The sequence below is a fragment of the Diaphorobacter sp. LR2014-1 genome (assembly GCF_002916785.1).
GTDB lineage: Bacteria > Pseudomonadota > Gammaproteobacteria > Burkholderiales > Burkholderiaceae_C > Diaphorobacter > Diaphorobacter nitroreducens.
Genome location: NZ_MTBE01000020.1, coordinates 17669 through 41509 on the forward strand (window position 1 = coordinate 17669; position 23841 = coordinate 41509).

The window sequence follows — 23841 nt, forward strand, 5'->3', positions numbered from 1 at the left end:
TTACTTGAGGTTCAGCACGTCGAACATGTCGAACAGGCCCGCGCGCTGCGTGGCCAGGAAGCCCACCGCGCGCAGGCTGCCTTGGGCGTAGCCGGCGCGGCTGCTGGACTTGTGCGAGATCTCCACCCGCTCACCCGTCCCGGCGAACAGCACCGTGTGGTCGCCCACGATGTCGCCGCCGCGCACGGTGGCAAAGCCAATGGTGTCTGCCTTGCGCTCGCCCGTGTGGCCGTAGCGCTCGTACACGGCACGGTCGGCGAGCCGCGTGCCCTGCGCCTCGGCAATCACTTCGCCCATCTTCAGCGCCGTGCCCGAGGGGGCGTCCACCTTGTGCTTGTGGTGCGCCTCGATGATCTCGATGTCATAGCCCGTGCGCAGCGCCTGCGCGGCCATCTGCAGCAGCTTGAGCGTGACGTTCACGCCCACGCTCATGTTGGGCGCGAACACGACGCCCACCTTCTGCGCGGCGGCCTCGATCTGCGCCTTCTGCGCATCGGAAAAGCCCGTGGTGCCGATGACCATCTGCACGCCGAGTTCCGCGCACACGGCCAGGTGGGCCAGCGTGCCCTCGGGGCGCGTGAAGTCGATCAGCACGTCGGCGTCCTTGAGCCCCTCGCGCAGGTCAGCGGTGATGACCACACCGCTCGCGCGCCCCAAAAACGCGGCGGCGTCCGTGCCCACGGCGGGGTTGCCGGGCTGGTCCAGCGCACCGGCCAGCACGCAGCCGTCGCTCGCCTGAATCGCCTCGATGAGCATGCGGCCCATGCGGCCAGAAGCGCCGGCCACGGCCACGCGGCGGGGAGCGGAGGAGAAAGAGGTCATGTCAGTTCGCAATCCAAACAGGGGGCGGTTCTGCTGCGTCCAGAGCGACGCGCTGCAGCGGGCGCACCGGCCGCGTTCAACGGCGCGGAGATTCCAGCGGCGGATAGCTCGTGGTGGGTGGCAGAGCGGGCGCGGCGTCCGGCTCGGCGGCCGGCTCCGCCTTGGGAAAGCGCGCGAGCTGCGCCTCGGTGGCCTCAAGCTGCGGCACCTTGGGCTTGGACACCTTGGTGGAGAGCGAGGCCACGAACTCGGCCTCGGTGGGCATCTCGTCGCCTTCGACACGCTCCATCACGTTGTCCTTGAAGAACACGGTGAGCTTGCGCGTCTGCACCTCGACATCGGGGCGCTTGAGGGTGAAGACATATTCCCAGCGGTCGCTGTGGAACACGCTCACCATCAGCGGCGTGCCCAGAATCTCGCGCACCTGCTGGCGCCCCATGCCGGGCTGCAGCGCACGAACCTGCTCGCTGGAGATGAAGTTACCTTGCACCACGTCCGTGCGGTAGGGCGTGACCACGCTGGACAGGCGTTTGCCCGTGTCGGCACAACCGGCCAGTCCGGCACCAATCAACACAATGGCGCCCCCGAGGGCGCCCCAACGGACGGGAGCAAACATGGGTTTATGCATAGGGATATGATCCGGGCCATTGTAGCGGCTGGATTCTCCGGGCCTTGCGCGCAGCCTGCAGGGCGCCTTACACACGATTTCGCCCTGGCACACGAAAGACCTTGTCATGACGAACATCGACGAACTCAAAAGCACCGGCCTGAAGGCAACGCTGCCCCGTCTCAAGATTCTGGAGATATTCCAAAGAGGCGCCCAGCGCCACATGACGGCCGAAGACGTGTTCCGCGTGCTGCTCGACGATCGCACCGACATCGGTCTGGCCACCGTCTATCGCGTTCTGACGCAGTTCGAGCAGGCCGGCATCCTGATCCGCAGCAATTTCGAGAGCGGCAAGGCCGTTTACGAACTGAACGAGGGCCAGCACCACGACCACTTCGTCTGCACCGCCTGCGGCAAGGTCGAGGAGTTCTACGACCCCGAGATCGAAAAGCGCCAGAACCTGATCGCCCAGGCCAAGGGCTGGGTGGTGCACGACCACGCCATGGCGCTCTACGGCCAATGCGCTAATTGCGCAAAAAAATAAGAGCCCGGCGCCCTCAGGAGACGCCGCCCCGCTCCATGGCGCGCCGGTGGCGCTCCACGAACTCCTGATAGGTATCGATGCCGCGCAGTTGCAAGATGGTGTTGCGCACAGCCGCTTCCACCAGCACCGCGATGTTGCGGCCCGCCACCACCTGGATCACCACCTTGAGCACCGGCACGCCCAGTACGTCCTGCGTGAGCGGCTCGTAGGGAAGGCGCTCGTAGTCGCGTTCCAGCGTCTCCTTGCGCACCAGGTGCACGATGAGCTTCAGCCGCATGCGCCGGCGCACGGCCGTTTCGCCGAAGATGGCGCGAATGTCCAGCAGACCGATGCCGCGCACCTCCAGCAGGTTCTGCAGCAACTCGGGGCACTTGCCCTCGATGGTGGTCTGGTTGATGCGGTACAGGTCCACCGCGTCGTCGGCCACCAGGCCATTGCCGCGCGTGATCAGCTCCAGCCCCAGCTCGCTCTTGCCCAGGCCCGACTCGCCCGTGATGAGCACGCCCAGGCCCAGGATGTCCATGAACACGCCGTGCATGGTGGTGCGATCGGCAAAGTGCTTGGACAGGTAGGCGCGCAGCACATCGATCACGAAGGCCGCGGACTCCTGGGTGGAAAACATGGGGATCTGCGCGCGTTCGCACATGGACACCACCTCGTCCGGCGCGGCCTGGCCGTCGGCCAGCACAAGCACGGGGGGCTCCAGCGTGACGATGCGCGCGATGCGGCGCTTGCAGTCCTCCGGCGTGGCGTTGGTCAGATAGGCAATCTCGCGCTCGCCCAGGACCTGCGCACGGTAGGGATGGATGTAGTTCAGGTAACCCACCAGGTCCGCACCCGAGCGGGCGGCACGCACCGCCACCTCGGCAAAGCGCCGCTCGGACGCGCCCAGGCCCGCCACCCACTCCCATTTCAGGAGGTTGCGGAACTCCTCGAAGAGCACATCCGCGCTGACGACGTTGGGTTTCACGGCGGCGCGATGGCGGTGGCGTCAGGCGCCCTGGGCGGACTGCCAGCCCGCGATCAGCGCATGCAGGCTGGCCGCGTCGGTATGGGTTTTGAGGCGTTCGCGCAAGGCGCCGTCGCTCAGCAGTTCGGCGATTTCCGAGAGGATTTCCAAGTGCTTTTGCGTGGCCGCCTCGGGCACCAGCAGAAAAATCAGCAGCGATACGGGTTGCTCGTCGGGCGCGTCGAAGCCGATCGGCTGCGCCAGTTGGAACACCGCCGCCATGGGCGACTTCAGCCCCTTGATGCGGCCATGGGGAATGGCCACGCCATGGCCCAACCCGGTCGAACCCAGGCGTTCGCGCGCAAACAGGCTGTCGGTGATCAAGGCCCGCGACAAACCGTGCTGGCTTTCGAACAACAGGCCCGCCTCCTCAAAGGCACGTTTTTTGCTGGTGACATCGACACTCACGAGCACTTGTGCGGGAGGCAGTATGGAAGCAAGTCGATTCATGGTCTGAGCGACGATTATGCACGCCTAGCGGAAACCCTGAGAGTGTATCCACTGGCAACAAAAAACCGCCCTGGCTGGGCGGTTGCGGCACCGCCGGCGCGTTCCGGCGGTACACAGGCCGTCAAGGGACGGTTCAAGCCGTGGCGGCAGCTGCTGCCTGAATGGTGGCGCGGCGTAGGCCGGCCTGGTGGTCCTGCAGACGGTCCTTGTGGCGCACGACCATGCGGTCGAGCTTGTCCATCAATTCGTCCACGGCGGCATACAGGTCGAAATGGGTGCTTTCCACGAACAGGTCATTTCCTTTCACATGCACGGTGCATTCAGCGCGCTGGCGCTTTTCCTTTTCCTTCTGCTTCTCCACGGTCAGTAGCACCTTGACATCCACCACCTGATCGAAGTGGCGGGTAATGCGGTCCAACTTGGACGTCACATAACTGCGCAAGGCGGGGGTCACTTCAAGGTGATGGCCGCTGATCGTCAAGTTCATAGACAAGTCTCCTGTGACTCACAGTTGAAAAACACCGCCCCTTGCCGGTGCGGGGCGGTCTGCGAACGTGAATGCATTCAGGCCTGGGTTCACTATGCGCCCGCCGCCAGCGCAAATCAATCGTTCCCGCGCATGGCGCAAGGGATATGACAGGAAGGTGTCAAACCGACCGAAACGCATCACAATCGTTGGGTTGCCTCCAGCGCCGACCTGGGGCTCCAGCCTCTCCAACCCGCGTGCCTTGTGGCGGGTGCACGGCGCCCGCACGGAGGCCGCGTCGCTAAAATCCCTTCCTTCGACCTCGCCACCGGCGGGGCGTCTTGCCCCAACGTCCACCGCGCGCCTGCATTGCGCGAGCGCCTTCCGTACGACCGCCATGACCCAGCCCAGCACCTCTGCACTGCACACCTCCGCCCTGACCTCGCTGCCGCTCCTGGCACGCGGCAAGGTGCGCGACAACTACGCCGTGGGTGACGACCGCATCCTGATGGTGGCCAGCGACCGCCTCTCGGCCTTTGACGTGATCATGGGCGAGCCCATTCCCGGCAAGGGCGAGTTGCTCACCCAGATGGCGCTGTTCTGGTTCGGCAAACTGGGACACATCGTGCCCAACCACCTCACGGGCGAGGCGCCCGAGAGCGTGGTCACGCCCGCGGAGGCCCCCCAGGTGCGGGGCCGCTCCATGCTGGTGCAGCGCCTCAAGCCCATCCCCATCGAAGCCGTGGTGCGCGGCTACCTGGCCGGCAGTGGCTGGAAGGAGTACCAGGAATCGCGCTCCGTCTGCGGCGTGCCGCTGCCGGACGGCCTGACCAATGCCGCCAAGCTGCCGCAGACCATCTACACGCCCGCCGCCAAGGCCGCCATGGGCGAGCACGACGAGAACATCAGCTTTGAGCGCACCGTGGAGATCGTGGGCCTGGATCTGGCCACCAGGATCCGGGACATCTCCATCCAGCTGTACGAGGCCGCCGCCGCCATCGCGCTGGAAAAGGGCATGATCATTGCCGACACCAAGTTCGAGTTCGGCCTGGCGCCCGACGGCACGCTGGTGCTGATGGACGAGGTGCTCACGCCCGACAGCTCGCGCTACTGGCCCGTGGAGGGCTATGCCGAGGCCCTGGCCAAGGGCGAGAACCCCCTCAGCTACGACAAACAGTTCGTGCGCGACTGGCTGGAGCAGGCCCAGGTGGGCGGCAAGCCCTGGAACAAGACCGCCCCCGCGCCGCGCCTGCCGCGCGAGGTGGTGGAAAAGACCGCCGCCAAATACCGCGAAGCGCTGGAGCGCCTGACCGCCTGATTGCTTGCGCGACGCCCCTGGCCGGGGATCGGCCGGGGAGCGCCAACGCTTGCTCAGAACTGGTGGTTCAGCGAGAGCTGGTAGCTGCGCGGCGCGCCGTAGTAGCCCGCGTAGCGCAGGGTGTTGATGTACTTCTGGTCGGTGATGTTGTTCACATTGAAGCGCAGCGTCGTCTTGGGCTGCAGCTGCCATGCGACGAAGGCGTTGAGCACGGCATAGCTGCCCTGGCGCACGGTGAAGCCGCTGGCCTCCATGTTGGAGATCTTGCTCTGCCACCGTGCGCTGGTGCCAAAGGACAGCGCGGGAAGGCTCGGTAGACGCGCCTTGAGCGCGAGATTGGCCGTATGGCGCGGCACCCAGGCGTAGGTGTCGCCGCCATCCGGGCCGGTCAGCTTCAGGGTGGTATAGCCGGCTGTCAGGTCGATATGGTTGTTGAGCCGGCCCACGGCTTCCAGCTCCACGCCGGTGGACTTCACGTCTTCGGGCGCGTAGACCGCCTGGCCATTCTGGTTATAGGTGCCCGTGGGCGTGGCCAGGCCCGACTGTTTGGCCTGGAACACCGCGACCGAGGTCAGCAGGCGCTTGTCCAGCCAGTCGGCTTTCAGGCCCGCCTCGTAGTTGGTGCCCTTGCTAGGGTCGAGATAGCGGTCGTTCGCATCGGCCTGGCTCTGCGGGAAATACAGGTCAGAGTAGCTCACGTAGCCCAGCACGCTGGGCGTGAACTCGAACGTCAGCCCGGTATAAGGGCTGGTCTTGCTGCGTGAAAGGTCGGAGGCCACGCCATAGCTCGTTCCGTCGCGGCTGTATTGCGCGTGATTGACTCCCACCACGGCCTTGAGCCGATCCGTCAGCGTGAACCGCATGGTGCCAAATGCGCGCTGCAGTTTCTGGTTCAGCGTGCTTTCGAGGGCCAATGGGCCCCACTGCGGCTCGGGAACAAGGTTGCCGGGGTACGGGAAGCCCGGCAGCGCGATGGCGCTGCAGGCACTGGCGCCGCAGTCCGACCCGGCGTATCCATTACCCGTGTATTCGCTCTTGGCCCAGCTCACACCGAACAGCGCCTCGTGCTGCCGTCCCAGCATCTCGAAGCGGCCATTGACGGTGGCGGTGGCCAGGTGCGCGTCCATCGTGTCTTTGCCGCCCCACGCATAGCCGACCAGACTGGAGCCCGAGGGAAACGCGTAAAAGAGCTTGCTGTCGTTGTCGATGGCGCGGTAGTTGTAGGCCAGCTTGAGCTGCCAGTCCATGCCGATCTGGTGGGCGTATTCCACGAAGGCCGTCTTGGTCGTGGTGTCCCAGCGGGTCCAGTCCTGCGTCGTGGATGCGTTGCGGCCCCATGCGTTCTGGGTGCCATCGGCATTCATGAAGGTCAGGGCGCCCCACATGTTGCCCGTGGAGTCGGACTGCTGATGGGACAGGCCCAACGTCAACAGGCCGTTGTCGCCCACCTGCCCATCCACAACGCCATAGAGGAACGTGCGCTCGCGGTCGAAACTGCGCAGGTGCGAGCCGCCCTCCTCGCGTGCCGCCACGACCCGGCCCGCCCAGCGGCGATCGGCGGTGAGCGGCCGCGAGTAGTCCGCCTCGACGCGCGTGGTCCCCCAGGACCCATAGCTCAGACCCAATGCGCCCTGCTCCTTGTTGGTGGGACGCTTGCGCACGAAGTTGATCGTGCCCGCCGCATTGCCCCACGCCGGTCAGCAGCCCGTTGGCGCCGCGGATGACTTCAATCTTTTCGTAGCCGAAGGAATCCATGGCGCCGGTGACGATGCCCCAGTCATTGGGCAGGCCGACGCCGTCGATCTGCGTGTTGGCGATGTCAAAGCCGCGCGCGGTGAACGTGGTGCGGTTGGTCTCCCACTCGTCGACGATGATGCCGGTGCTCAATCGCAGCGCTTCGTTGAGATTGCTGGTGCCGAAATCGCGCATTTGCTCGGTGGTCACGATGCTGATGGATTGCGGCGTTTCCTTGATGTCCAGATCCAGCCCGGTCGCCCCGCTGCTCACCCGGTCCTCGCGCTGCTGGACAATCGTCACCTCCTTCAGCGTAGGCTCGACGGGCGCACTCGCCTGGGCCCATGCGGCGCCCATCAAGGGCGGCTGCACGATCAACGTCATGAGTGCGATGGAGCGCACGACGGGGCGGAGGGGATGGGGGTTCATAGACGACAGTTCCCTTGGTTTAAACAAATGGGAATCATTATCATCTCGATTTGTAAAAAACACTGTCGCGCAAATGCCGCGCCTGCCGCGATGCACGCATCAGAACTTCTGTTTTTGTAGCGGCTAGCGCTCACCCACCAAGCGCTAGGGCCTGTTCACACTATTTTTGCCAGATGCGTTGCGATCAAAAAGGGCCAGGCGCAAGGCGCCAAACGAAGCTGGGGTGCTACCCCAGCGAGGCTTGGCAACGCCGCGAATGGCCCTTTTTGATCGCAACCCGGAGGGAACGGAGTGAAAACCGCGCCACGCGTCGTTGCCCTCCTAGCCAAGGCCCCGGCCTTGGCGTCGTCACGCGCCTAGATTGGCGCGGTTTTCACGCCATTCGCACTGGCAAAAATAGTGTGAACAGGCCCTAGAGGCCAATTTCCTTCATGCACCCGCATCAACCACGGCGAACGCCGCGGCATGGGTCGCAGCGCACTCACTGGGGTTGCATGGGGGGCTCGTCGTCCTCGGGCCGCGGCGCACCCCATTCCTCGGCCACGAAGCGCAGCAGGGGCGTGCCGTCCTCGCCGCGCAGCTCCAGCGTCCGGCCTTGCTGCCGGTAATACGCCACCGCGCCCAGGCGCTCGAAGAAGGCCGGCTCCGATCCGCCGCCCGCAAGGCACAGGCGCAGGGATGCGCTCATGCGGGACAGCCGCAGTTGCCCGCCCTCTTGCACGTACTGCCCCACGAAACGGTTGCACCCTCCCGAACCGCTCACGCGCCCCGCATCGCGCTGCAGCACCAGATGGGCCGCGGCCTGCCCCTCGGCCGGCGCGTCCACCGGCGCATCGTCCACCACCTCCACGAGTTTCCAATAGGTCTGGCGCAACGGCACGGATGCGGCCGCCGTGGCTTGCAGCGCTGGCACGCGCGCCAGGATGACGTCCACATGGCGGAAGGCCGGATCGATCAGCACCGGGTGCACGCGGGGTGTGTCCAGCAGCAGGCGCCCCTGCTGCGTGACCGCTGCGCGCACCTCGTAGCGGCCTTGGGCGTGGACGTCTGCCTGGCGGTACGGAATGCGCAGCATGTAGGGCAGCGGGCCGGCCGGGTCGATGCGCTGGCGGCCCAGCACCCGCGGCGGATAGCCCTCGCGCGTCACGTCCACGAGCGCTGCCTCGAACAGCGCGTCGGGCGGCACGTAGAGCCGCTCGCGCGAGATCACGGTGCCGGATATCTGCGCATCGGGCCCCGGGGCCGTGGCGCAGCCGGCCAGCCACGCGGCGGCCAGCAGCAGCGCCGCCCGCCCGGCCGCGTGCAACGGCTGCAGTCCCGCCACCGCGCGCCCGCCCCCGGCGTGGGTCAGCTCAGCACCACGCTGGACAAGCGCCGCCGGTAGCTGGCCACCACCGGGTCCTCGGGCGGGATCTGCCCGTCGGCCACCTTGACCTTCGGGGGCTCGATGATCTCCAGCACGGCCACGTAGGCCTTGCGCGCGGCATCGTCGTTCCAGGCCTTGTCGCGCATGAGAATTTCCAGCAGCTCGTCCATGGCCTCCTGCCAGCGCTGCTGGGCCATGAGCCAGCGTGCGCGTGCAAAGCGCGTCTCGAAGTCGCGCTTGTTGGCCGCAATCTTTGCATCAAATTCGGCTCCAGCGCCCGCCCCATAAGCGCTAGAAGCTACGAAATCAAGAGCATCCATCCACGCCTTGAGCGCCCCCAGGCGGCGCGAGACCTCGGCCTTGGCGATGACCGGCGCGAAGGCCACCTTGGCGTCGTCTTCGCGGCCCAGCTGCAGCAGCAGCTTGACGTAGTCAAAGCGCGCGTCGTCGTTGGCCGGGTCGGTGGCGACGGCGTGCTGCAGCTTTTCCAGTGCACCCTCGGTATCGCCCTCGGCGAGCGCATCCAGGGCTTCCTCTTCCTGCTCCTCGGCCTGCAGCTCCTCGGCGCTGGGCACATGCTTGTCCAGGAAGGCGCGCAGTTGGCTCTCGGGTTGGGCGCCCATGAAGCCATCCACGGGCTGGCCATTCATCATCAGCACGCAGGTGGGAATGCTGCGGATGCCGAACATGGCAGCCAGTTGCTGCTCCTGGTCGGAGTCGATCTTGGCCAGGGTGAAGCGGCCGGCGTATTCCACCTCCAGCTTCTCCAGCACCGGTCCCAGCGTCTTGCAGGGGCCGCACCAGGGTGCCCAGAAGTCCACCAGCACGGGCACTTGCATCGAGGCGGCAACCACCTCGGTTTCAAAATTCTCTAGGGTGACGTCGATCATGTGTAGCGGTCCCGGTAGTGCGGCGCACGGCGCCGGTCAATGGTGACGGGGATTCTGCGGCAATTTCGCGCGCCACAGGTACAAGCCCGCAGGGCCCCTTGTAGTAGCGGGTTAATACCTGCCGCGCCTGCAGGCTGCCCACAATGGTCTGTACCCCAGCCACCCACAGCAAAGGAGACCCCCATGGCAGGCAAGAAGATTCTGATGATCTGCGGCGACTACTGCGAGGACTACGAGACCATGGTGCCGTTCCAGGCGCTGCAGGCCGTGGGCCACACGGTGCATGCGGTCTGCCCGGGCAAGAAAGCGGGCGACCACATCAAGACGGCCATCCACGACTTCGAGGGCGCACAGACCTACAGCGAGAAGCCCGGCCACAACTTCACCCTGAACGCCACGTTCGCAGACGTCCAGGCGCAAAGCTACGACGCGCTGGTGATCCCCGGCGGGCGCGGCCCCGAGTACCTGCGCAACGACGCCGCCGTGTGCGCCGCCGTGCGCCATTTCTTCGAGGCGGGCAAGCCCGTGGCCGCCGTGTGCCACGGCGCGCAACTGCTGGCCGGGGCTGGCGTGCTCAAGGGCCGCACCTGCTCGGCCTACCCCGCCTGCCGCGCCGAAGTGGAACTGGCCGGCGGCCGTTACGCCGACATTCCCGTGGACCAGGCGCACACCGAGGGCAACCTGGTCAGCGCGCCCGCGTGGCCCGCGCACCCCGCGTGGATCGCGCAGTTCCTGGCGCTGCTGGGCACGCGCATCACGCTCTGAAGGCAAAAGGGCCGCAGCGCTCACCCATCAAGCGCAAGCAGCTATCACTTTGAAAGCACCTACCTCCTGACTTGACGGCGCCGGCGGCGGGCCGCACCATGGCCCGCCGTCCCCACGCCCGAAGGAGTTCCGCCGTGTGCCAGGTCTTCATCAGCGCCGATCCGCAGCTCTACGCCTACCGCGCCCGCTCCGTGCGGCTGCACGGGGTGGCCACGAGCATCCGGCTGGAGAACCTGTTCTGGCAGGTGCTGCAGGAGATCGCCGCGCGCGACGGCTACAGCCTGGCCCAGCTGTGCACCAAGCTCTACGACGAGCTGGTGGCCGAGCACGGCGCGGTGGACAACTTCACCTCGTTCCTGCGCGTGTGCTGCACGCGCTACCTGGCGCTGCAGCTGTCCGGCGAGATTCCGCGCGACGCGCGCGTGCCCGTCCGCTCGATCACGCTGGGCGCCAGCGCCGCCCTGCTGGCGCATTGACCCCCGGGCGCGCGCACAAAAAGTAAAATCGCGGGCTTCACCCCCGGCGAGCGCACCGCGCGCACCCCCACATGAACCCCATCCAGATCGGCGTGGTCATGGGCTCCAGCAGCGACTGGGAGACCATGCAGCACGCAGTTGCCATCCTCCAGCAATTCGGCATCGCGCACGAGGCGCAGGTGGTCTCCGCCCACCGCATGCCCGACGACATGTTCCGCTACGCCGAGGCCGCGGCCGGCCGGGGCCTGAAGGCCATCATCGCGGGCGCGGGCGGCGCCGCGCACCTGCCCGGCATGATCGCCGCCAAGACCACCGTGCCGGTGCTGGGCGTGCCGGTCGCCAGCCGCCACCTGCAGGGAGTGGACTCGCTGCACTCCATCGTGCAGATGCCCAAGGGCGTGCCCGTGGCCACGTTCGCCATCGGCGCGGCCGGCGCGGCCAACGCGGCGCTGTTCGCCGTGGCGCTGCTGGCCAACGAGAACCCGGCGCTGCGCGAGCAGCTGGACGCCTTCCGCGCCGAGCAGACCGCCGCCGCGCGCGCCATGACGCTGCCGCCGGTGTCCGCATGAACGAGCGCCAGACCGTGATCCTGCCCGGCGCCACGCTGGGCGTGCTGGGCGGCGGGCAACTGGGGCGCATGTTCGTGCACGCCGCCCAGGCCATGGGCTACTTCACCGCGGTGCTGGACGAGGACGCGGCCAGCCCCGCCGGCCTGGTGAGCCACCACCACATCCGCACCGGCTACGAAGACCCGCAGGGCCTGGCCACGCTGGCCCGCGCCTGCGACGCCGTGACCACCGAGTTTGAAAACGTGCCCGCCGCCGCGCTGGACACCCTGGCGCGCAGCCTGCCGGTGTCGCCCGCCGGCAGCGCCGTGGCCATCGCCCAGGACCGCGCGCGCGAAAAGGCGCACTTCGTGCAGTGCGGCGTGCCCGTGGCGCCGCATGCAGTGATCGAAACCGCCGCGCAGCTCGCCGCCGTTCCCGCTGATCTGCTGCCGGGCATTCTGAAAACCGCCCGCATGGGCTACGACGGCAAGGGCCAGGTGCGCGTGGCCACGCCCGCCGAGTTGGCCGGCGCCTGGGAGCAACTGGGCCGCGTCCCCTGCGTGCTGGAAAAGATGCTGCCGCTGGCGCACGAGTGCTCCGTCATCGTCGCGCGCGGGCGTGACGGCACCGTGGTGCACCTGCCCGTGCAGCGCAACCTGCACCGGGACGGCATCCTGGCCGTGACCGAGGTCTACGAAGGAAATCTGCCTCCAGCGCAGACCAGTCAAGCGCTGATAGCTGCGAAATCAGTAGCAGACGGTCTGAACTACGTGGGCGTGCTGTGCGTGGAGTTCTTCGTGCTGCAGGACGGCACGTTGGTGGTCAACGAGATCGCCCCGCGCCCGCACAACAGCGGCCACTACAGCCAGAACGCGTGCGACGTCTCGCAGTTCGAGCTGCAGGTGCGCTGCATGACCGGCCTGCCGCTGGTCCAGCCGCGCCTGCACAGCCCCGCCATCATGCTCAATCTGCTGGGCGACCTGTGGTTCACGGGGGACCAGCCCGTGGCGCCGACTGCCCCCGCGTGGGATGCGGTGCTGGCCCTGCCGGGCTGCCACCTGCACCTGTACGGCAAGGTGGAGGCCAAGCGCGGCCGCAAGATGGGCCACTTGAACATCACCGGCACCACGCCCGAGGCGGTGCGCGCCACGGCGCTGCAGGCGGCGGCCCTCCTCGGCATCGCGCCGTTCTGAACGAGGCCCGCATGATTCTGGATGGACGCCTGGACGCCTCGGTGCAGGCCGCCGCGCAGGCCCTGGCGCGCGGCGAACTGCTGGGCCTGCCCACCGAGACGGTATACGGCCTGGCGGCCGACGCCGACAACGACGCGGCCGTGGCGCAGATCTTTGCCGCCAAGGGGCGCCCCGCCAACCACCCGCTGATCGTGCACGTGGCCGACGCCGCGGCCATCACCCGCTACGCCAAGGAAGTGCCGCTGTTCGCGCAGCAACTCATCGACGCCTTCTGGCCCGGCCCGCTCACGCTCATCCTGCCGCGCCTGCCCCACGCCGCCGTGGCCTCCACGGGCGGGCAGGACAGCGTGGGCCTGCGCTGCCCCGCGCACCCCGTGGCCCATGCGGTGCTGCAAGCCTGCCAGCGGCTGGAGCCCCCCGTGTGGGGCGTGGCCGCGCCCAGCGCCAACCATTTCGGCCGCGTGAGCCCGACCACCGCGCAGCATGTGGCCGAGGAATTCGGCGACGACCTGCTGGTGCTGGACGGCGGCGCCTGCACCGTCGGCATCGAGTCCACCATCATCGACTGCACGCGCGGCGTGCCCGTGCTGCTGCGCCCCGGCGCCATCTCGCGCGAGGACGTGCAGCGCGCCTGCGGCCAACGGCCGCTATCGAAAGAAGAGCTGCCAGCACTGACCCCACGGGCTTCAGGCACACTTTTAGCCCATTACGCCCCAACGGCGCGCGTGCGCCTGATGGACGCCAAACAGCTGCAGGCCGGACTGGATGTGCTGGGGGCGGACGCGGCCCACATCGCCGTGTATGCACGCGCGCCGCTGCGCGCGGCGTCGTCGAAGATCCTTGTGCGGCGCATGCCCGATGACGCCGCCGCCACCGCGCAGCAGCTGTTCGCCGCGCTGCGCGGCTTCGACGAGGCCGGGGTGAAGCTGATCTGGATCGAAACGCCGCCCGATGCGCCCGCATGGGAAGGCGTGCGCGACCGCCTGCAGCGCGCCGCGGCCGCGGGCTGACGCGCCTACATCAAGCTACAAGCCTTGTCCGCACCCTCGTTACACTCTCGCCCACTTCAATCGGAGAAATACATGGCAGCAAATTGGATGCGCCGCACTTTCGTGGCCGCCGCCTGTGCATCGGCCGCGCTGCTCGCGGCCTGCGGTTCCAGCAGCACTGAATCGGCAATCTCGCCCCAGCGCTTCATCGCCTTCGGCGACGGCCTGGCCGACGTGGGCCAGAAGGGCTCCAGCTACACGATCAACGACGGCAGCATCAACAACTGGATGCTGCGCATCTCCTCCAACTACGGCGGCACCTTGAAGCCCGTGTCGGCAGGCGGCTTGAGCTACGCGCAGGGCAATGCCCGCGTGACGGCCACCCCCGACGCCGCCGGCAACGCCGCCACCCCCACGGTCACGCAGCAGATCGACCAGTTCCTGGCTGCCAACAAGTTTGCCGACACCGATCTGGTGATGCTGAGCGCCGGCGTGAGCGACATCATCGCCGGCATGGCCGCGGTGCAGGCCGGAACGCTCACCGAAGAGCAGTACGTGGCCGCCGCTGGCAAGGCGGGCCAAGAGCTGGCCGCGCAAGTGCGCCGCCTGTCGGACGCGGGCGCCAAGCACATCCTGATGACCGGCACCTACGACCTGAGCCGCACACCCTGGGCCAAGGCCATCAAGAAGGAAAGCCTCATCAGCAGCGCCAGCCGCCGCTTCAATGACGACCTGCTGGTCAACATCGTGGACATGGGCAAGACCGTGCTCTACGTGGACGTGGCCTACTACGTGAACCTGTTCGAGGGATCGCCCGGCGGGTACGGCTTCACCGACAGCAGCACACCCGTGTGCACGTCGGTGGACGCAGGCCCGGGCATCGGCATCGGCGCGGGCGAGGTGAACTCCGCGCTGTGCACCACCGCCACGCTGCTGCCCAACGCCAACCCGGACCGCTTCCTGTTCGCCGACAAGGTGTACATCACTCCGGCCGCGCACCGCGAATTCGGCAACTACGCCTACGACCGCCTGCGCAACCGCTGGTAAGCAAGCACGCCGCCCGCGGGGCACCCGCCGGCGGCCACACCGGTGCTGCGCCGGCCAGCCACGGGGGCGCATCCGCCCCCGTTCGCTCCCCTGATCGTCAGAGCCCCCAAAAAAAGAGGCCAGCTCCGCAAGGAGCCGGCCTTTCTCAAGCCTCGGAGACGAAAACCTGGGGCACTTCGCGCACCCCGCGGCGCGCCCCCTCCCTCGGCGCCTGGGGCGCTCTCAGAACCGGTAGCCCACCCCCACCGCCACCACGTTGGGGTTCAGCCGCATGCCGATGCTCTGGCCGCTGGACAAGTGGGCCGTGGTCTTGAGGAAGCTCTTGTAGGATGGACACGGGCGAGGTAGGCGCCGTGAAGTTGTTGATGCGCCCGCCGCCTACCGCGTAGTTGGTGCAATCGGTCTTGGCGCTGAAGCTGCCCCCCCGCGGACACATAGTGCGGGCACAGCGTGCGGCCATAACTGGCGGCCACGCGCTCGGGCCAGATGGCCGTGGAGCCCGCGCCCGTGGGGGCCGTGCCCTGGACCGTGAACTTCAGCCCGAAGGTGCCGCTGTCCGCCAGGCTGTCACCCATCACCTTGACTGCGGTGACCGCCGTGGCGGGCGTGTGTCGGCGCCGCCGCCCCCGCAGGCCGCCAGAACGGCGGCGGAAACGGCAACGGCGACCCACTGCATGCGTGGTTTCATCAGGAACTCCTGTTATGAATAGAACGAACGTTCGTTTTTTTCAGGAGTATTACCGATGAAGCGCGAGAGGCCGTCTGCGGGTAAATACCAACATCGGAGGCATCCCGTCGCGCCGCGCGGGCGGCACGACACGTCTGCCGGTGGGCCGGCCCGGGCGTTCGATGGCGGACGGCGGCTGCGCCGCCTCAGCGGTCGCTCGCGGCCCAGTCCACCAGCGCGTCCAGGGCCGGGCGTGCCGCGGAGGCATTCGGGTGGTTGACGAAGCCCACCAGCACATAGCGCCGGCCGCCCGCGGCATGCACATAGCCGGCCAGCGCCACCACGTCGCGCAGCGCACCCGTCTTGAGGTGCGCGAAGCCCGCAGCCTGGCCCTGGCGGCGGCGCAGCGTCCCGTCCACCCCGGCAATGGGCAGCGATGCCATGAATTCCGGCATCACCGGCGACGCCCAGGCGTGCTGCAGCATGCGCGCAAGCGCCCGCGCGTTCACGCGCGCCTCACGGCTCAAGCCGGCGCCGTTGTCCACCACCGGCATCTCGGCGGCGCCCAGGCGCTGGCGCCACCACTGTGCGAGCACGCTGCGCGCCTGGTCGAAGCTGCCTGCGCCGGCTTTTTGCAGCCCCAGCGTCAAAAACACCTGCTGCGTCATGACGTTGTTGCTGTACTTGTTGATGTCGCGCACCACCTCCGACAACGGCGGCGAGGTACTGCCGAATGCCGGCGCCAGCCCCGCGGGCACCTTGCCGTCGCGCACGCGGCCGGTGAGCTTGCCGCCCAGTTCGCGCCACATGCCTTCCACCGCGCGCGCCGCATAGCCGCCCGGGTCGGCCGGTGCGATGGACCACTCGCGTTCGCCGCAGGCCGCCGGGTACACGCCCTGGAAGGCGATGCGCGCAGGGTCCGCGAAATCCGCCCGCAGCCCTGCACGCCAATCGCCGCAGGACGCGCCCTGCGCCGCCAGCGGCACGGTGGCGGGCAGTTCCACCTGGGCCAGCGGCGGCTCATAGCGCAGCCGCGCCACGCCGGCCGCCAGATCCGGCACGAAGCCGATGGACACCGCCTTGTAGTTGAGCAGCAGCGCGTCGGGCGCCGCGTTGTAGGGGCGCCAGGGCTCGCCGTCGAACAGCGCCGGATCGTGCGCCGGCAGCGCGAAGGCGCTGCGGTCCAACACGATGTCGCCCAGGATCACCTCGACCCCCGTCGCACGCAGGCGGCGCATGAGCAACCACAGGCGCTCCACCACCAGCTTGGGGTCGCCCTGCCCCTTGATGTACACGTTGCCGCGCAGGCTGCCGCCCTGGGGCGCGGCGTCCAGGTACACGGGCGTCTCCCAGGTGAATGCCGGCCCCAGCAGGTCCAGCGCCGCATACGTCGTGACCAGCTTCATGACCGAGGCCGGGTTGGCGGGCGCATCGGCGCGGTGGGCCAGGCGCGGCTGGCGCCCCTCGACCTCCACCACCAAGGCGGAGAGTGCTTCGCGGGGCACCTTGGCGCGCTGCAGCGCGGCCTCGACCGAAGGGGGCAAGGTCGATGCATCGGCGGGCACAGGCTGGGCGCCCGCCCAGGGCGTCAGGAAGGCCAGGGCCAGCGCCCACCCGGCCGCACAGCGCAGGCGGCGGGCCTGCCCAAGGAAAGAAAACGACATGGCGGCGAGTTTAGGGGGCGCCATGGCCGCCCGCCCCGCCATGGCTTGGCGCGCAGCCGATAATCACGCCCTCCATGAACCTGCTTGCCTTCGACACCAGTACCGACGCGCTGTCCATCGCCGTGCAACACGGCGCGCGCGTGTGGCAGCACAGCGGCGCCGGCGGCGCCCAGGCCTCGGCCACGCTGATCCCGGCCATCCGCGACTTGCTGGCGCAGGCCGGACTGTCGTTCGATCAGCTGGATGCCGTGGTGTTCGGGCGCGGCCCGGGCTCGTTCACGGGGCTGCGCACCGCGTGCGCGGTGGCCCAGGGCCTGGCCTTTGGCGCGCGCGGCGGGCAGGGCGTGCCCGTGCTGCCGGTGGACACGCTGCTCGCCGTGGCCGAAGATGCCCGCGCGCAGCACGGCTGCACGCGGGTGGTGGCGACGCTGGACGCCCGCATGAACGAGGTCTACGCGGCACCCTTTGAGTGGCAGGCCGACGGCCGCTGGCAGGTGCCGCAGGACTTCCAGCTGCTGGCGCCCGAGGCCCTGGCCGTGCCGGATGGCTGGACGGTCGCCGGCAATGCCCGCGCCGCCTACGGCGAGCGCCTCGCGCCGCAGGCCCCGCACATGCACGCCCTGCCTACGGCGGCGGCCCTGCTGCGGCTGGCACCGGCGCTGCTGGCGGCGGGCGCGGGCGTGGCGGCCGACGCAGCGCTGCCGCGCTACATCCGCGATAAAGTGGCGCAAACCACCGCCGAGCGAGAAGCCGCCCGCCAGGCCGCGCCGGCCCCCCAGACATGAGCGCCATCGTCCAGCCCCCCCACGCCTTCGAGGCCGCCTTCGAGCCGCTGACGCCCGCGCGGCTGGATGCGCTCCTGGCCATCGAGAACAGCGCCTATAGCCATCCCTGGACACGCGGCAACTTCATCGACGCCATGGCCGCCGGCTACCAGGCCCAGTTGCTCGTGGCCGATGGACAGATCCTGGGCTACTTCGTCGCCATGCGCGGCGTGGACGAGGTGCACCTGCTCAACATCACCGTGGCGCCCGCCTTCCAGCGCCAGGGCTGGGCCCATGTGATGCTGGACGCGCTGGCCGTGTGGGCGCGCGGCCAGGGCGCGCAATGGCTGTGGCTGGAGGTGCGCGCGAGCAACGAGCGCGCGCGGCGCATCTATGAAGTCCACGGCTACCGCCGTGTGGGCGAGCGCAAGCGCTACTACCCCGCCGCGGACGGCGAGCGCGAGGACGCCGTGGTGATGAGCCTGCTGCTATGAGCCTGTCCCTGGACGCGCGCCAACGCGCCATGCTGCAAGAGATGGGCGTCACCGTCTGGGCGCCGCCGCCGGCACGCCCGCTGCCGCCCCCAGTGGCCGCGCCTGCGCAAGCGGAAGCGGAAGCGGCCATCGCATCCGCCGCCGCGCCCACGCCAGTGCTGCACGCGCAACCTACGCCAGCCGCCCCGCGCCAGCCCGCGCATGCCGCTGCCCCTGCCGCACCCGCGTCCGAGCCGCGCACGGCCGGCGCCGCGCCCACCGGCCTGCTGCTGCGCGCGCCCGTGGCGCTGTACCCGCAGGCCGACCCCCAGGCCGTTGCGCCCGAGCTGGGCGCCGGCTGGCTGGTGGTGCTGGAAAGCCCCACGCCGGCCGAGCCGCTGGCGGGCGACAGCGGCCGCCTGCTGGACAACATGCTGCGCGCCATGCGCCTGCACCGGCACCCGCGCACCTTCGTCGCCACGCTGAACCGGCACGCGCCGGGCCTGACCGCCGAGGGGTTGGAGCCCGCCGCCGGCCTGCAACAGGCGCTGCAGACGCTGCGCCCCTCCCTGGTGCTGGTGCTGGGCCTGGGCGCGGCGCGCGTGGTGCTGGGCAGCCGCGAGCCCCTGGGGCGCCTGCGCGCCACCGCGCACCACCTGCCAGACGGCACGCCCGCCGTGGTGAGCTACGACCCGGCCTACCTGCTGCGCGCACCCGATGCCAAGGCCGCCGCCTGGGCCGACCTGTGCCGGGCGCTGGCCCTGGTGCGGCGCAGCACCGCACCCTGACCCGCCGCGACCGAACGGCCCGCCCGGCACGCGCCTGGCGGGGTACGGCGCGCACCCCATACCCGACGCGGGTTTCCCCTCTGCAAGTCCCCTCCCCTGGGCTGCCTACAATACCTATGCAAATCTTTTCATAGGCAAGGCGTCCCCTGCCCTGGGCGCCGGTACCCAAGGAGACATTCATGCAAAAGGTGTTGCACATCAACGCCGACAAGTGCACCGGCTGCCTGCAGTGCGAGATGGCCTGCTCTTTCGAGAACTACGGCGTCTACGCCACCGCCAAATCGCGCATCAAGGTGTTCGACTTCCACACCACGGGCAAGAAGGTGCCCTACACCTGCACCCAGTGCGACGAGGCCTGGTGCCTGCACGCCTGCCCGGTGGAGGCGATCACGGTGGACAAGCTGAGCGGCGCCAAGATCGTGTCCGAGTCCACCTGCGTGGGCTGCAAGGTCTGCACCATCGCCTGCCCCTTCGGCACCATCAACTACGTGGCCGACACGGGCAAGGTGCAAAAGTGCGACCTGTGCCACGACCGCGCCGAGGGCCCGGCCTGCGTGGAGGCCTGCCCGACCACGGCCATCACCTACATCGACGCCAACTGGACCGGCCTGGAGCGCATGAAGCAGTGGGCCGACAAGCTGGGCAATCAAGCCAATCAGCCCGCTGGCGCTTGACCACCAAGCGCTAGCAGCTATCAATCAAGGAGCACACATCATGTCCTGGGCTGGCAAGATTCTGCGCGTCAACCTGAGCGCGGGCACCGTTACCCCCGAGCCGCTGAACATGGACTGGGCACGCCAGTACCTGGGTTCGCGCGGCCTGGGCACCAAGTACCTGGTCAGCGAGATCGACCCCCAGGTCGACCCGCTGTCGCCGGACAACAAGATCATCTGGGCCACGGGTCCGCTCACGGGCACCATGGCCTCCACGGGCGGGCGCTACACCGTCATCACCAAGGGGCCGCTCACCGGCGCCATCGCCTGCTCCAACTCGGGCGGCTACTGGGGTGCCGAGCTGAAGATGGCCGGCTGGGACATGGTCATCTTCGAGGGCAAGTCCCCCAAGCCCGTGTACCTGTACATCAACGACGACGTGGCCGAGCTGCGCGACGCCGCCGACATCTGGGGCAAGAGCGTGTGGGAGACCGAGGAGCACCTCAAGACCACGCTGCAGGACCCGCTCACGCGCATCTCCGGCATCGGCCGCGCGGGCGAGAACCAGGTACTGTTCGCCGCAGTGGTCAATGACCTGCACCGCGCCGCGGGCCGCTCGGGCGTGGGCGCGGTCATGGGCAGCAAGAACCTCAAGGCCATCGCCGTGCGCGGCACCAAGGGCGTGGGCAACATCCGCGATCCCAAGGCCTTCATGGCCGAGACCTTCGCGCGCAAGAAGATCCTGCACGACAACGCCGTCACCGGCCAGGGCCTGCCCACCTACGGCACGCAGGTGCTGATGAACGTGATCAACGAGGTGGGCGCCCTGCCCACGCGCAACCACCGCGACGTGCAGTTCGAAGGCGCCAAGGACATCTCCGCCGAGGCCATGGCCACGCCGCGCGCCAGCGACGGCAAGAAGCACCTGGTGACCAACCAGGCGTGCTTTGGCTGCACCATCGCCTGCGGGCGCATCAGCAAGATCGACGAGACGCACTTCACGGTGGTCAACAAGCCGCAGTACTGGGGCGCCAGCGGCGGCCTGGAATACGAGGCCGCCTGGGCCCTGGGTGCGGCCAACGGCGTGAACGACCTGGAATGCCTGCAGTACGTGAACCTGCTGTGCAACGAGCAGGGGATCGACCCCATCAGCTTCGGCGCCACCGTGGGCGCGGTGATGGAGCTGTACGAAATGGGCGTGCTCACCCGCGAGCAGATCGGCATCGAGGCGCCCTTCGGCTCGGCCAAGGCGCTGGCCTTTCTGGCCGAAGAAACCATCCACGGCCGCGGCTTTGGCAAGGAGGTGGGGCAGGGCTCCAAGCGCCTGTGCACCAAGTACGGCCATCCTGATTTGTCCATGTCCTCCAAGGGCCAGGAGTTCCCCGCCTACGACGGCCGCGCCATCCAGGGCATCGGCCTGGCCTACGCCACCAGCAACCGCGGCGGCTGCCACCTGCGCGGCTACACCATCGCGTCCGAGATCCTGGGCATCCCCGTCAAGACCGAGCCCACGGCCACCGAGGGCAAGCCCGAACTGGTCAAGGCCTTCCAGGATGCGACGGCGGCGTTTGACTCGGCGGGCGTATGCGTCTTCACCACCTTCGCCTGGAGCCTGCCCGACCTCGCCCCCCAACTGCAGGCGGCGTGCGACGAAGGCTTCACGGTGCCGGAGCTGGAGAAGATCGGCGAGCGCATCTGGAACATGGAGCGCGAGTTCAACAACGCCGCCGGCTTCACCAAGGCCGACGACAGCCTGCCCCGGCGCCTGCTGACCGAGGCGGCCAAGACCGGCGGCTCCAAGGGCACGGTGAGCCACCTGCCGGAGATGCTGCCCAAGTACTACGCCGTGCGCGGCTGGGACCCCGAAGGCCGGCCCACACCCGAGACGCGCGCGCGCCTGGGACTGTGAGGCCATCTGCCGCGGGCCACGGCAGGGGCCCGCCCGCGGCGCAAGGATAAAAGGCAAATCGGCATGCAGCGCTTACCTATCCTGCGTTAGCAGCTATCAATACTGTAGCAACCGAGCATCCCTATGCACCACCTGATCCTCGGGGCCGGCCCGGCCGGCGTCATCGCCGCGGAAACCCTGCGCAAGCATGCGCCGGGCGACCGCATCACCCTCGTGGGCGACGAGGCCGAGCCGCCCTACTCGCGCATGGCCATCCCCTACCTGCTGGTGGGCGACATCGACGAGCGCGGCACCTACCTGCGCAAGCGCGCCGACCACTTCGCACAGCAGCGCATCGACCGCCTGAGCGCGCGCGCCGCGGGCGTGGATGTGCAGGCCCGCACCGTCGCGCTGGAGGGTGGCGTCACGCTGGCTTTCGACCGGCTGCTCATCGCCACCGGCTCCCACCCCGTGCGCCCGCCCATCCCCGGGCTGGACCTGCCGGGCGTGCAGACCTGCTGGACGCTGGCCGATGCCCGTGCCATCGCCGCGCGCGCCCGGCCCGGCGCGCGCGTGCTGCAAATGGGCGCGGGCTTCATCGGCTGCATCATCATGGAGGCGTTGCAAAAGCGCGGCGTGCAGCTCAGCGTGGTCGAGATGGGCGACCGCATGGTCCCGCGCATGATGGGCGCGGTGGCCGGCGGCATGATCCGCGACTGGTGCGAGCGCCAGGGCGTGCAGGTGTTCACGGGCCACAAGGTCGAGCGCATCGACCGCGCACAAGGTGAAGGCAGCGGCGACGCGCTGCGCGTGCACCTGTCGGGCGGCAGGGTGCTGGATGCCGACCTCGTCATCAGCGCCACGGGCGTGCGCCCGGCCATCGGCTTTCTGGCGGGCAGTGGCGTCACCTGCCTGCAGGGCGTGTTGACCGACGAGCGCATGCAGACCAACGTGCCCGGCATCTATGCCGCGGGCGACTGCGCCGAGGCGTTCGACCCCTTCACGCGCAAGACCGTGGTCAGCGCCATCCAGCCCAACGCGGCCGAGCAGGCGCGCGTGGCGGCGCTCAACATGCTGGGGCTTCCCGCGGCGCTGGCGGCGGTCACCCAGATCAACGTGCTGGACACGCTGGGGCTCATCTCCACCAGCTTCGGCAACTGGCAGGGCGTGCCCGGCGGCGAACAGGTGGCGCTGACCGACGCGGCGGCCGGCAAACACCTGAGCCTGCAGTTCGAGGGCGACCGGCTCATCGGCTGCAACTCCGTGGGCATGACGCAGCACGTGGGCGCCATGCGCGGCCTGGTGGAAGGCCAGGTGCGCCTGGGCCCCTGGAAGGAACACCTGCGCCGCGACCCCACGCGGCTGATGGAGGCCTACCTGGCCTGCGCCCAGGCGCAGGGGCGCTGGAGTGGCGCGCAGGACGCGCGCCGGCGCTGAGGCCAGGGGGTTTGCTATGTTAAGAATAGCTGCCAGCGCTCCCCCCATAAGCGCCAACGGCTGATTTGGCATGAAAACCGGATAGGCACATGCGCATCACTTTCAAGCTCTTTGCCTCGCTCACCGACTACCTGCCGCCCGAGGTGCGCCCAGGCAACCAGATGGCGCTGGAAGTCGCCCCCACGCAGAGCATCAGCCAGATCATCGCGCCTTTCCGGCTGCCGCCGGACATGGTGCACCTGGTGCTGGTCAACGGCCGCTACATCGCCCCCGCGGCGCGCGCCACCACCACGCTGCACGAGGGCGACGCGCTCGCCATCTGGCCGCCGATCGCCGGCGGCTGAATCGCAGCCTCCTACCCTCCCCGCACCTTTTGAGCGATTGGCCTGACCACTTCACGCGCGACATGAGCTGCGCGCCCGCCGAATGGCAGCGGCTGCTGCAGCGGGCGCTGGTGGGCCATGACTGGGCCGCACAGGGCGACGCCCAGGTACGCATCGCGCTCGCGGGGGGCGCGCTCACGCTGCACTGGGCGCCGGGACCTGCGCGCCAGATCGCGCTGCTGCGCCTGCCCACGCTGCACCTGCACTTCGCGTTCGACGGCGTCCCGCCCGCCGAGCGCCAGGCTTTCATGCGGCACCTGGACCTGCACACGCACCGCGGCGGGGGGTGATGCGGTGCGGCGCCTTTCCCCCGAAAAGGCGCCAAGAACGTGTCATGCGGCGGTGCTTCCATTGGGGAGCGGATGCGATAATTCCCGTCTTGCACAACGTATGGAGACAGCTCCGTGGAAACCTACCCTAGTTGGTAGCTTTCAGCCTCCCGGCCCATTGACATGCCGAAGGGACTGAAAG

At 68.7% G+C, this 23841-nt stretch carries 25 protein-coding genes and 3 pseudogenes; 16 read left to right on the forward strand and 12 right to left on the reverse strand.

All coding sequences use genetic code 11. The features are described 5' to 3' along the window. Both dapB and BV908_RS13875 read right to left on the reverse strand, forming a co-directional pair. Positions 1-822 carry a 4-hydroxy-tetrahydrodipicolinate reductase gene (gene dapB, locus BV908_RS13870; RefSeq protein ID WP_047351532.1) on the reverse strand — a complete coding sequence of 274 codons (822 nt, stop codon included), beginning with the start codon at positions 820-822 and terminating at the stop codon, positions 1-3. A gap of 76 nt (positions 823-898) precedes the next feature. Beyond that, complete coding sequence (locus BV908_RS13875; protein ID WP_103738460.1) at positions 899-1450, reverse strand: outer membrane protein assembly factor BamE; 552 nt, start codon at positions 1448-1450, stop codon at positions 899-901. A gap of 106 nt (positions 1451-1556) precedes the next feature. On the opposite strand from BV908_RS13875, the gene fur reads away from it, so the two are divergent. Continuing rightward, positions 1557-1973 carry a ferric iron uptake transcriptional regulator gene (fur, locus tag BV908_RS13880; RefSeq protein WP_103738461.1) on the forward strand — a complete coding sequence of 139 codons (417 nt, stop codon included), beginning with the start codon at positions 1557-1559 and terminating at the stop codon, positions 1971-1973. 13 nt (positions 1974-1986) lie between these two features. Here the strand turns inward: fur and hprK are convergent, their stop codons facing one another. The 3 genes from hprK to raiA all read right to left on the reverse strand — a co-directional run bounded on the left by hprK (position 1987) and on the right by raiA (position 3919). After that, on the reverse strand, positions 1987-2943 hold the full coding sequence (gene hprK, locus BV908_RS13885) for an HPr(Ser) kinase/phosphatase (RefSeq protein WP_103738462.1): 957 nt from the start codon (positions 2941-2943) through the stop codon (positions 1987-1989). 21 nt (positions 2944-2964) lie between these two features. Then, positions 2965-3432 (reverse strand): PTS sugar transporter subunit IIA, encoded by a 468-nt coding sequence (locus tag BV908_RS13890; RefSeq protein ID WP_015914511.1) that lies wholly within the window; start codon positions 3430-3432, stop codon positions 2965-2967. A gap of 133 nt (positions 3433-3565) precedes the next feature. Further along, the gene (gene raiA, locus BV908_RS13895) at positions 3566-3919 is read right to left on the reverse strand and encodes a ribosome-associated translation inhibitor RaiA (RefSeq protein WP_011807012.1); all 354 of its coding nucleotides are present in this window, start codon (positions 3917-3919) and stop codon (positions 3566-3568) included. Positions 3920-4295: 376 nt separating this feature from the next. On the opposite strand from raiA, the gene BV908_RS13900 reads away from it, so the two are divergent. After that, positions 4296-5216 carry a phosphoribosylaminoimidazolesuccinocarboxamide synthase gene (locus tag BV908_RS13900; RefSeq protein WP_103738463.1) on the forward strand — a complete coding sequence of 307 codons (921 nt, stop codon included), beginning with the start codon at positions 4296-4298 and terminating at the stop codon, positions 5214-5216. Between the two features lie 53 nt (positions 5217-5269). On the opposite strand, the gene BV908_RS13905 is transcribed toward BV908_RS13900, so the two are convergent. From BV908_RS13905 to trxA, 4 genes and pseudogenes are all read right to left on the reverse strand, one after another. Then, positions 5270-6877, reverse strand: a complete 1608-nt coding sequence (locus BV908_RS13905) for a TonB-dependent receptor (RefSeq protein ID WP_246867514.1) — start codon at positions 6875-6877, stop codon at positions 5270-5272. 73 nt (positions 6878-6950) lie between these two features. Next, positions 6951-7379: pseudogene (locus BV908_RS22970) on the reverse strand (TonB-dependent receptor plug domain-containing protein); the annotation flags it as partial. Positions 7380-7860: 481 nt separating this feature from the next. Beyond that, on the reverse strand, positions 7861-8703 hold the full coding sequence (locus BV908_RS13910) for an META domain-containing protein (protein ID WP_103738464.1): 843 nt from the start codon (positions 8701-8703) through the stop codon (positions 7861-7863). A 23-nt stretch (positions 8704-8726) separates the two neighbouring features. After that, positions 8727-9635 (reverse strand): thioredoxin, encoded by a 909-nt coding sequence (gene trxA, locus BV908_RS13915; RefSeq protein WP_103738465.1) that lies wholly within the window; start codon positions 9633-9635, stop codon positions 8727-8729. Positions 9636-9818: 183 nt separating this feature from the next. Between trxA and BV908_RS13920 the strand changes: the two genes are divergently transcribed. The 6 genes from BV908_RS13920 to BV908_RS13945 all read left to right on the forward strand — a co-directional run bounded on the left by BV908_RS13920 (position 9819) and on the right by BV908_RS13945 (position 14653). Continuing rightward, positions 9819-10400, forward strand: coding sequence for a DJ-1/PfpI family protein (locus tag BV908_RS13920; RefSeq protein WP_047351538.1), 582 nt, complete (start codon positions 9819-9821; stop codon positions 10398-10400). A 134-nt stretch (positions 10401-10534) separates the two neighbouring features. Continuing rightward, a complete protein-coding gene (locus tag BV908_RS13925; RefSeq protein WP_103738466.1) occupies positions 10535-10876 on the forward strand; it encodes a ribbon-helix-helix domain-containing protein in 342 nt (113 codons plus the stop codon). A gap of 71 nt (positions 10877-10947) precedes the next feature. Beyond that, entirely contained in the window at positions 10948-11445 is a 498-nt protein-coding gene (gene purE, locus BV908_RS13930; protein WP_047351539.1) for a 5-(carboxyamino)imidazole ribonucleotide mutase, read from the forward strand. Continuing rightward, positions 11442-12617 carry a 5-(carboxyamino)imidazole ribonucleotide synthase gene (locus tag BV908_RS13935; protein ID WP_103738467.1) on the forward strand — a complete coding sequence of 392 codons (1176 nt, stop codon included), beginning with the start codon at positions 11442-11444 and terminating at the stop codon, positions 12615-12617. The genes purE and BV908_RS13935 overlap by 4 nt, the downstream gene beginning before the upstream one ends. An 11-nt stretch (positions 12618-12628) precedes the next feature. Beyond that, positions 12629-13627: an L-threonylcarbamoyladenylate synthase gene (locus tag BV908_RS13940; RefSeq protein WP_103738468.1), complete on the forward strand. Its 999-nt coding sequence runs from the start codon at positions 12629-12631 to the stop codon at positions 13625-13627. Positions 13628-13699: 72 nt separating this feature from the next. Continuing rightward, positions 13700-14653, forward strand: coding sequence for an SGNH/GDSL hydrolase family protein (locus BV908_RS13945; protein ID WP_047351541.1), 954 nt, complete (start codon positions 13700-13702; stop codon positions 14651-14653). 222 nt (positions 14654-14875) lie between these two features. On the opposite strand, the pseudogene BV908_RS22790 reads toward BV908_RS13945, so the two are convergent. From BV908_RS22790 to dacB, 3 genes and pseudogenes are all read right to left on the reverse strand, one after another. Then, positions 14876-14980, reverse strand: a pseudogene (locus BV908_RS22790) (OmpW family protein); the annotation flags it as partial. Continuing rightward, positions 14970-15341, reverse strand: a pseudogene (locus BV908_RS22795) (phospholipase); the annotation flags it as partial. The pseudogenes BV908_RS22790 and BV908_RS22795, both read right to left, overlap by 11 nt. A 185-nt stretch (positions 15342-15526) precedes the next feature. Further along, complete coding sequence (dacB, locus tag BV908_RS13955) at positions 15527-16984, reverse strand: D-alanyl-D-alanine carboxypeptidase/D-alanyl-D-alanine-endopeptidase (protein ID WP_246867515.1); 1458 nt, start codon at positions 16982-16984, stop codon at positions 15527-15529. Between the two features lie 74 nt (positions 16985-17058). Between dacB and tsaB the strand changes: the two genes are divergently transcribed. The 8 genes from tsaB (at position 17059) to BV908_RS13995 (ending at position 23660) form a co-directional block, all read left to right on the forward strand. Next, positions 17059-17769: a tRNA (adenosine(37)-N6)-threonylcarbamoyltransferase complex dimerization subunit type 1 TsaB gene (tsaB, locus tag BV908_RS13960; RefSeq protein WP_103738470.1), complete on the forward strand. Its 711-nt coding sequence runs from the start codon at positions 17059-17061 to the stop codon at positions 17767-17769. After that, entirely contained in the window at positions 17766-18242 is a 477-nt protein-coding gene (rimI, locus tag BV908_RS13965; protein ID WP_011807026.1) for a ribosomal protein S18-alanine N-acetyltransferase, read from the forward strand. Before tsaB ends, rimI begins: the two co-directional genes overlap by 4 nt. Continuing rightward, positions 18239-19009 (forward strand): uracil-DNA glycosylase family protein, encoded by a 771-nt coding sequence (locus BV908_RS13970; RefSeq protein ID WP_103738471.1) that lies wholly within the window; start codon positions 18239-18241, stop codon positions 19007-19009. The genes rimI and BV908_RS13970 overlap by 4 nt, the downstream gene beginning before the upstream one ends. A 179-nt stretch (positions 19010-19188) precedes the next feature. Beyond that, positions 19189-19683: a 4Fe-4S dicluster domain-containing protein gene (locus BV908_RS13975; RefSeq protein ID WP_047351546.1), complete on the forward strand. Its 495-nt coding sequence runs from the start codon at positions 19189-19191 to the stop codon at positions 19681-19683. Between the two features lie 40 nt (positions 19684-19723). Beyond that, positions 19724-21571, forward strand: a complete 1848-nt coding sequence (locus tag BV908_RS13980) for an aldehyde ferredoxin oxidoreductase family protein (protein WP_103738472.1) — start codon at positions 19724-19726, stop codon at positions 21569-21571. Positions 21572-21694: 123 nt separating this feature from the next. After that, a complete protein-coding gene (locus BV908_RS13985; RefSeq protein ID WP_103738473.1) occupies positions 21695-22987 on the forward strand; it encodes an FAD-dependent oxidoreductase in 1293 nt (430 codons plus the stop codon). An 89-nt stretch (positions 22988-23076) separates the two neighbouring features. Beyond that, positions 23077-23331 (forward strand): MoaD/ThiS family protein, encoded by a 255-nt coding sequence (locus BV908_RS13990; protein WP_088888175.1) that lies wholly within the window; start codon positions 23077-23079, stop codon positions 23329-23331. Between the two features lie 29 nt (positions 23332-23360). Next, positions 23361-23660 (forward strand): hypothetical protein, encoded by a 300-nt coding sequence (locus BV908_RS13995; RefSeq protein WP_246867516.1) that lies wholly within the window; start codon positions 23361-23363, stop codon positions 23658-23660. Positions 23661-23841 lie beyond the last annotated feature (181 nt).

Coding starts and splice junctions, on each gene's coding strand:
- dapB (WP_047351532.1), bottom strand. CDS start 822: ATGACCTCTTTCTCCTCCGCTCCCCGCCGCGTGGCCGTGGCCGGCGCT.
- BV908_RS13875 (WP_103738460.1), bottom strand. CDS start 1,450: ATGCATAAACCCATGTTTGCTCCCGTCCGTTGGGGCGCCCTCGGGGGC.
- fur (WP_103738461.1), top strand. CDS start 1,557: ATGACGAACATCGACGAACTCAAAAGCACCGGCCTGAAGGCAACGCTG.
- BV908_RS13890 (WP_015914511.1), bottom strand. CDS start 3,432: ATGAATCGACTTGCTTCCATACTGCCTCCCGCACAAGTGCTCGTGAGT.
- raiA (WP_011807012.1), bottom strand. CDS start 3,919: ATGAACTTGACGATCAGCGGCCATCACCTTGAAGTGACCCCCGCCTTG.
- BV908_RS13900 (WP_103738463.1), top strand. CDS start 4,296: ATGACCCAGCCCAGCACCTCTGCACTGCACACCTCCGCCCTGACCTCG.
- trxA (WP_103738465.1), bottom strand. CDS start 9,635: ATGATCGACGTCACCCTAGAGAATTTTGAAACCGAGGTGGTTGCCGCC.
- BV908_RS13920 (WP_047351538.1), top strand. CDS start 9,819: ATGGCAGGCAAGAAGATTCTGATGATCTGCGGCGACTACTGCGAGGAC.
- purE (WP_047351539.1), top strand. CDS start 10,948: ATGAACCCCATCCAGATCGGCGTGGTCATGGGCTCCAGCAGCGACTGG.
- BV908_RS13935 (WP_103738467.1), top strand. CDS start 11,442: ATGAACGAGCGCCAGACCGTGATCCTGCCCGGCGCCACGCTGGGCGTG.
- BV908_RS13940 (WP_103738468.1), top strand. CDS start 12,629: ATGATTCTGGATGGACGCCTGGACGCCTCGGTGCAGGCCGCCGCGCAG.
- BV908_RS13945 (WP_047351541.1), top strand. CDS start 13,700: ATGGCAGCAAATTGGATGCGCCGCACTTTCGTGGCCGCCGCCTGTGCA.
- dacB (WP_246867515.1), bottom strand. CDS start 16,984: ATGTCGTTTTCTTTCCTTGGGCAGGCCCGCCGCCTGCGCTGTGCGGCC.
- tsaB (WP_103738470.1), top strand. CDS start 17,059: ATGAACCTGCTTGCCTTCGACACCAGTACCGACGCGCTGTCCATCGCC.
- rimI (WP_011807026.1), top strand. CDS start 17,766: ATGAGCGCCATCGTCCAGCCCCCCCACGCCTTCGAGGCCGCCTTCGAG.
- BV908_RS13970 (WP_103738471.1), top strand. CDS start 18,239: ATGAGCCTGTCCCTGGACGCGCGCCAACGCGCCATGCTGCAAGAGATG.
- BV908_RS13975 (WP_047351546.1), top strand. CDS start 19,189: ATGCAAAAGGTGTTGCACATCAACGCCGACAAGTGCACCGGCTGCCTG.
- BV908_RS13980 (WP_103738472.1), top strand. CDS start 19,724: ATGTCCTGGGCTGGCAAGATTCTGCGCGTCAACCTGAGCGCGGGCACC.
- BV908_RS13985 (WP_103738473.1), top strand. CDS start 21,695: ATGCACCACCTGATCCTCGGGGCCGGCCCGGCCGGCGTCATCGCCGCG.
- BV908_RS13990 (WP_088888175.1), top strand. CDS start 23,077: ATGCGCATCACTTTCAAGCTCTTTGCCTCGCTCACCGACTACCTGCCG.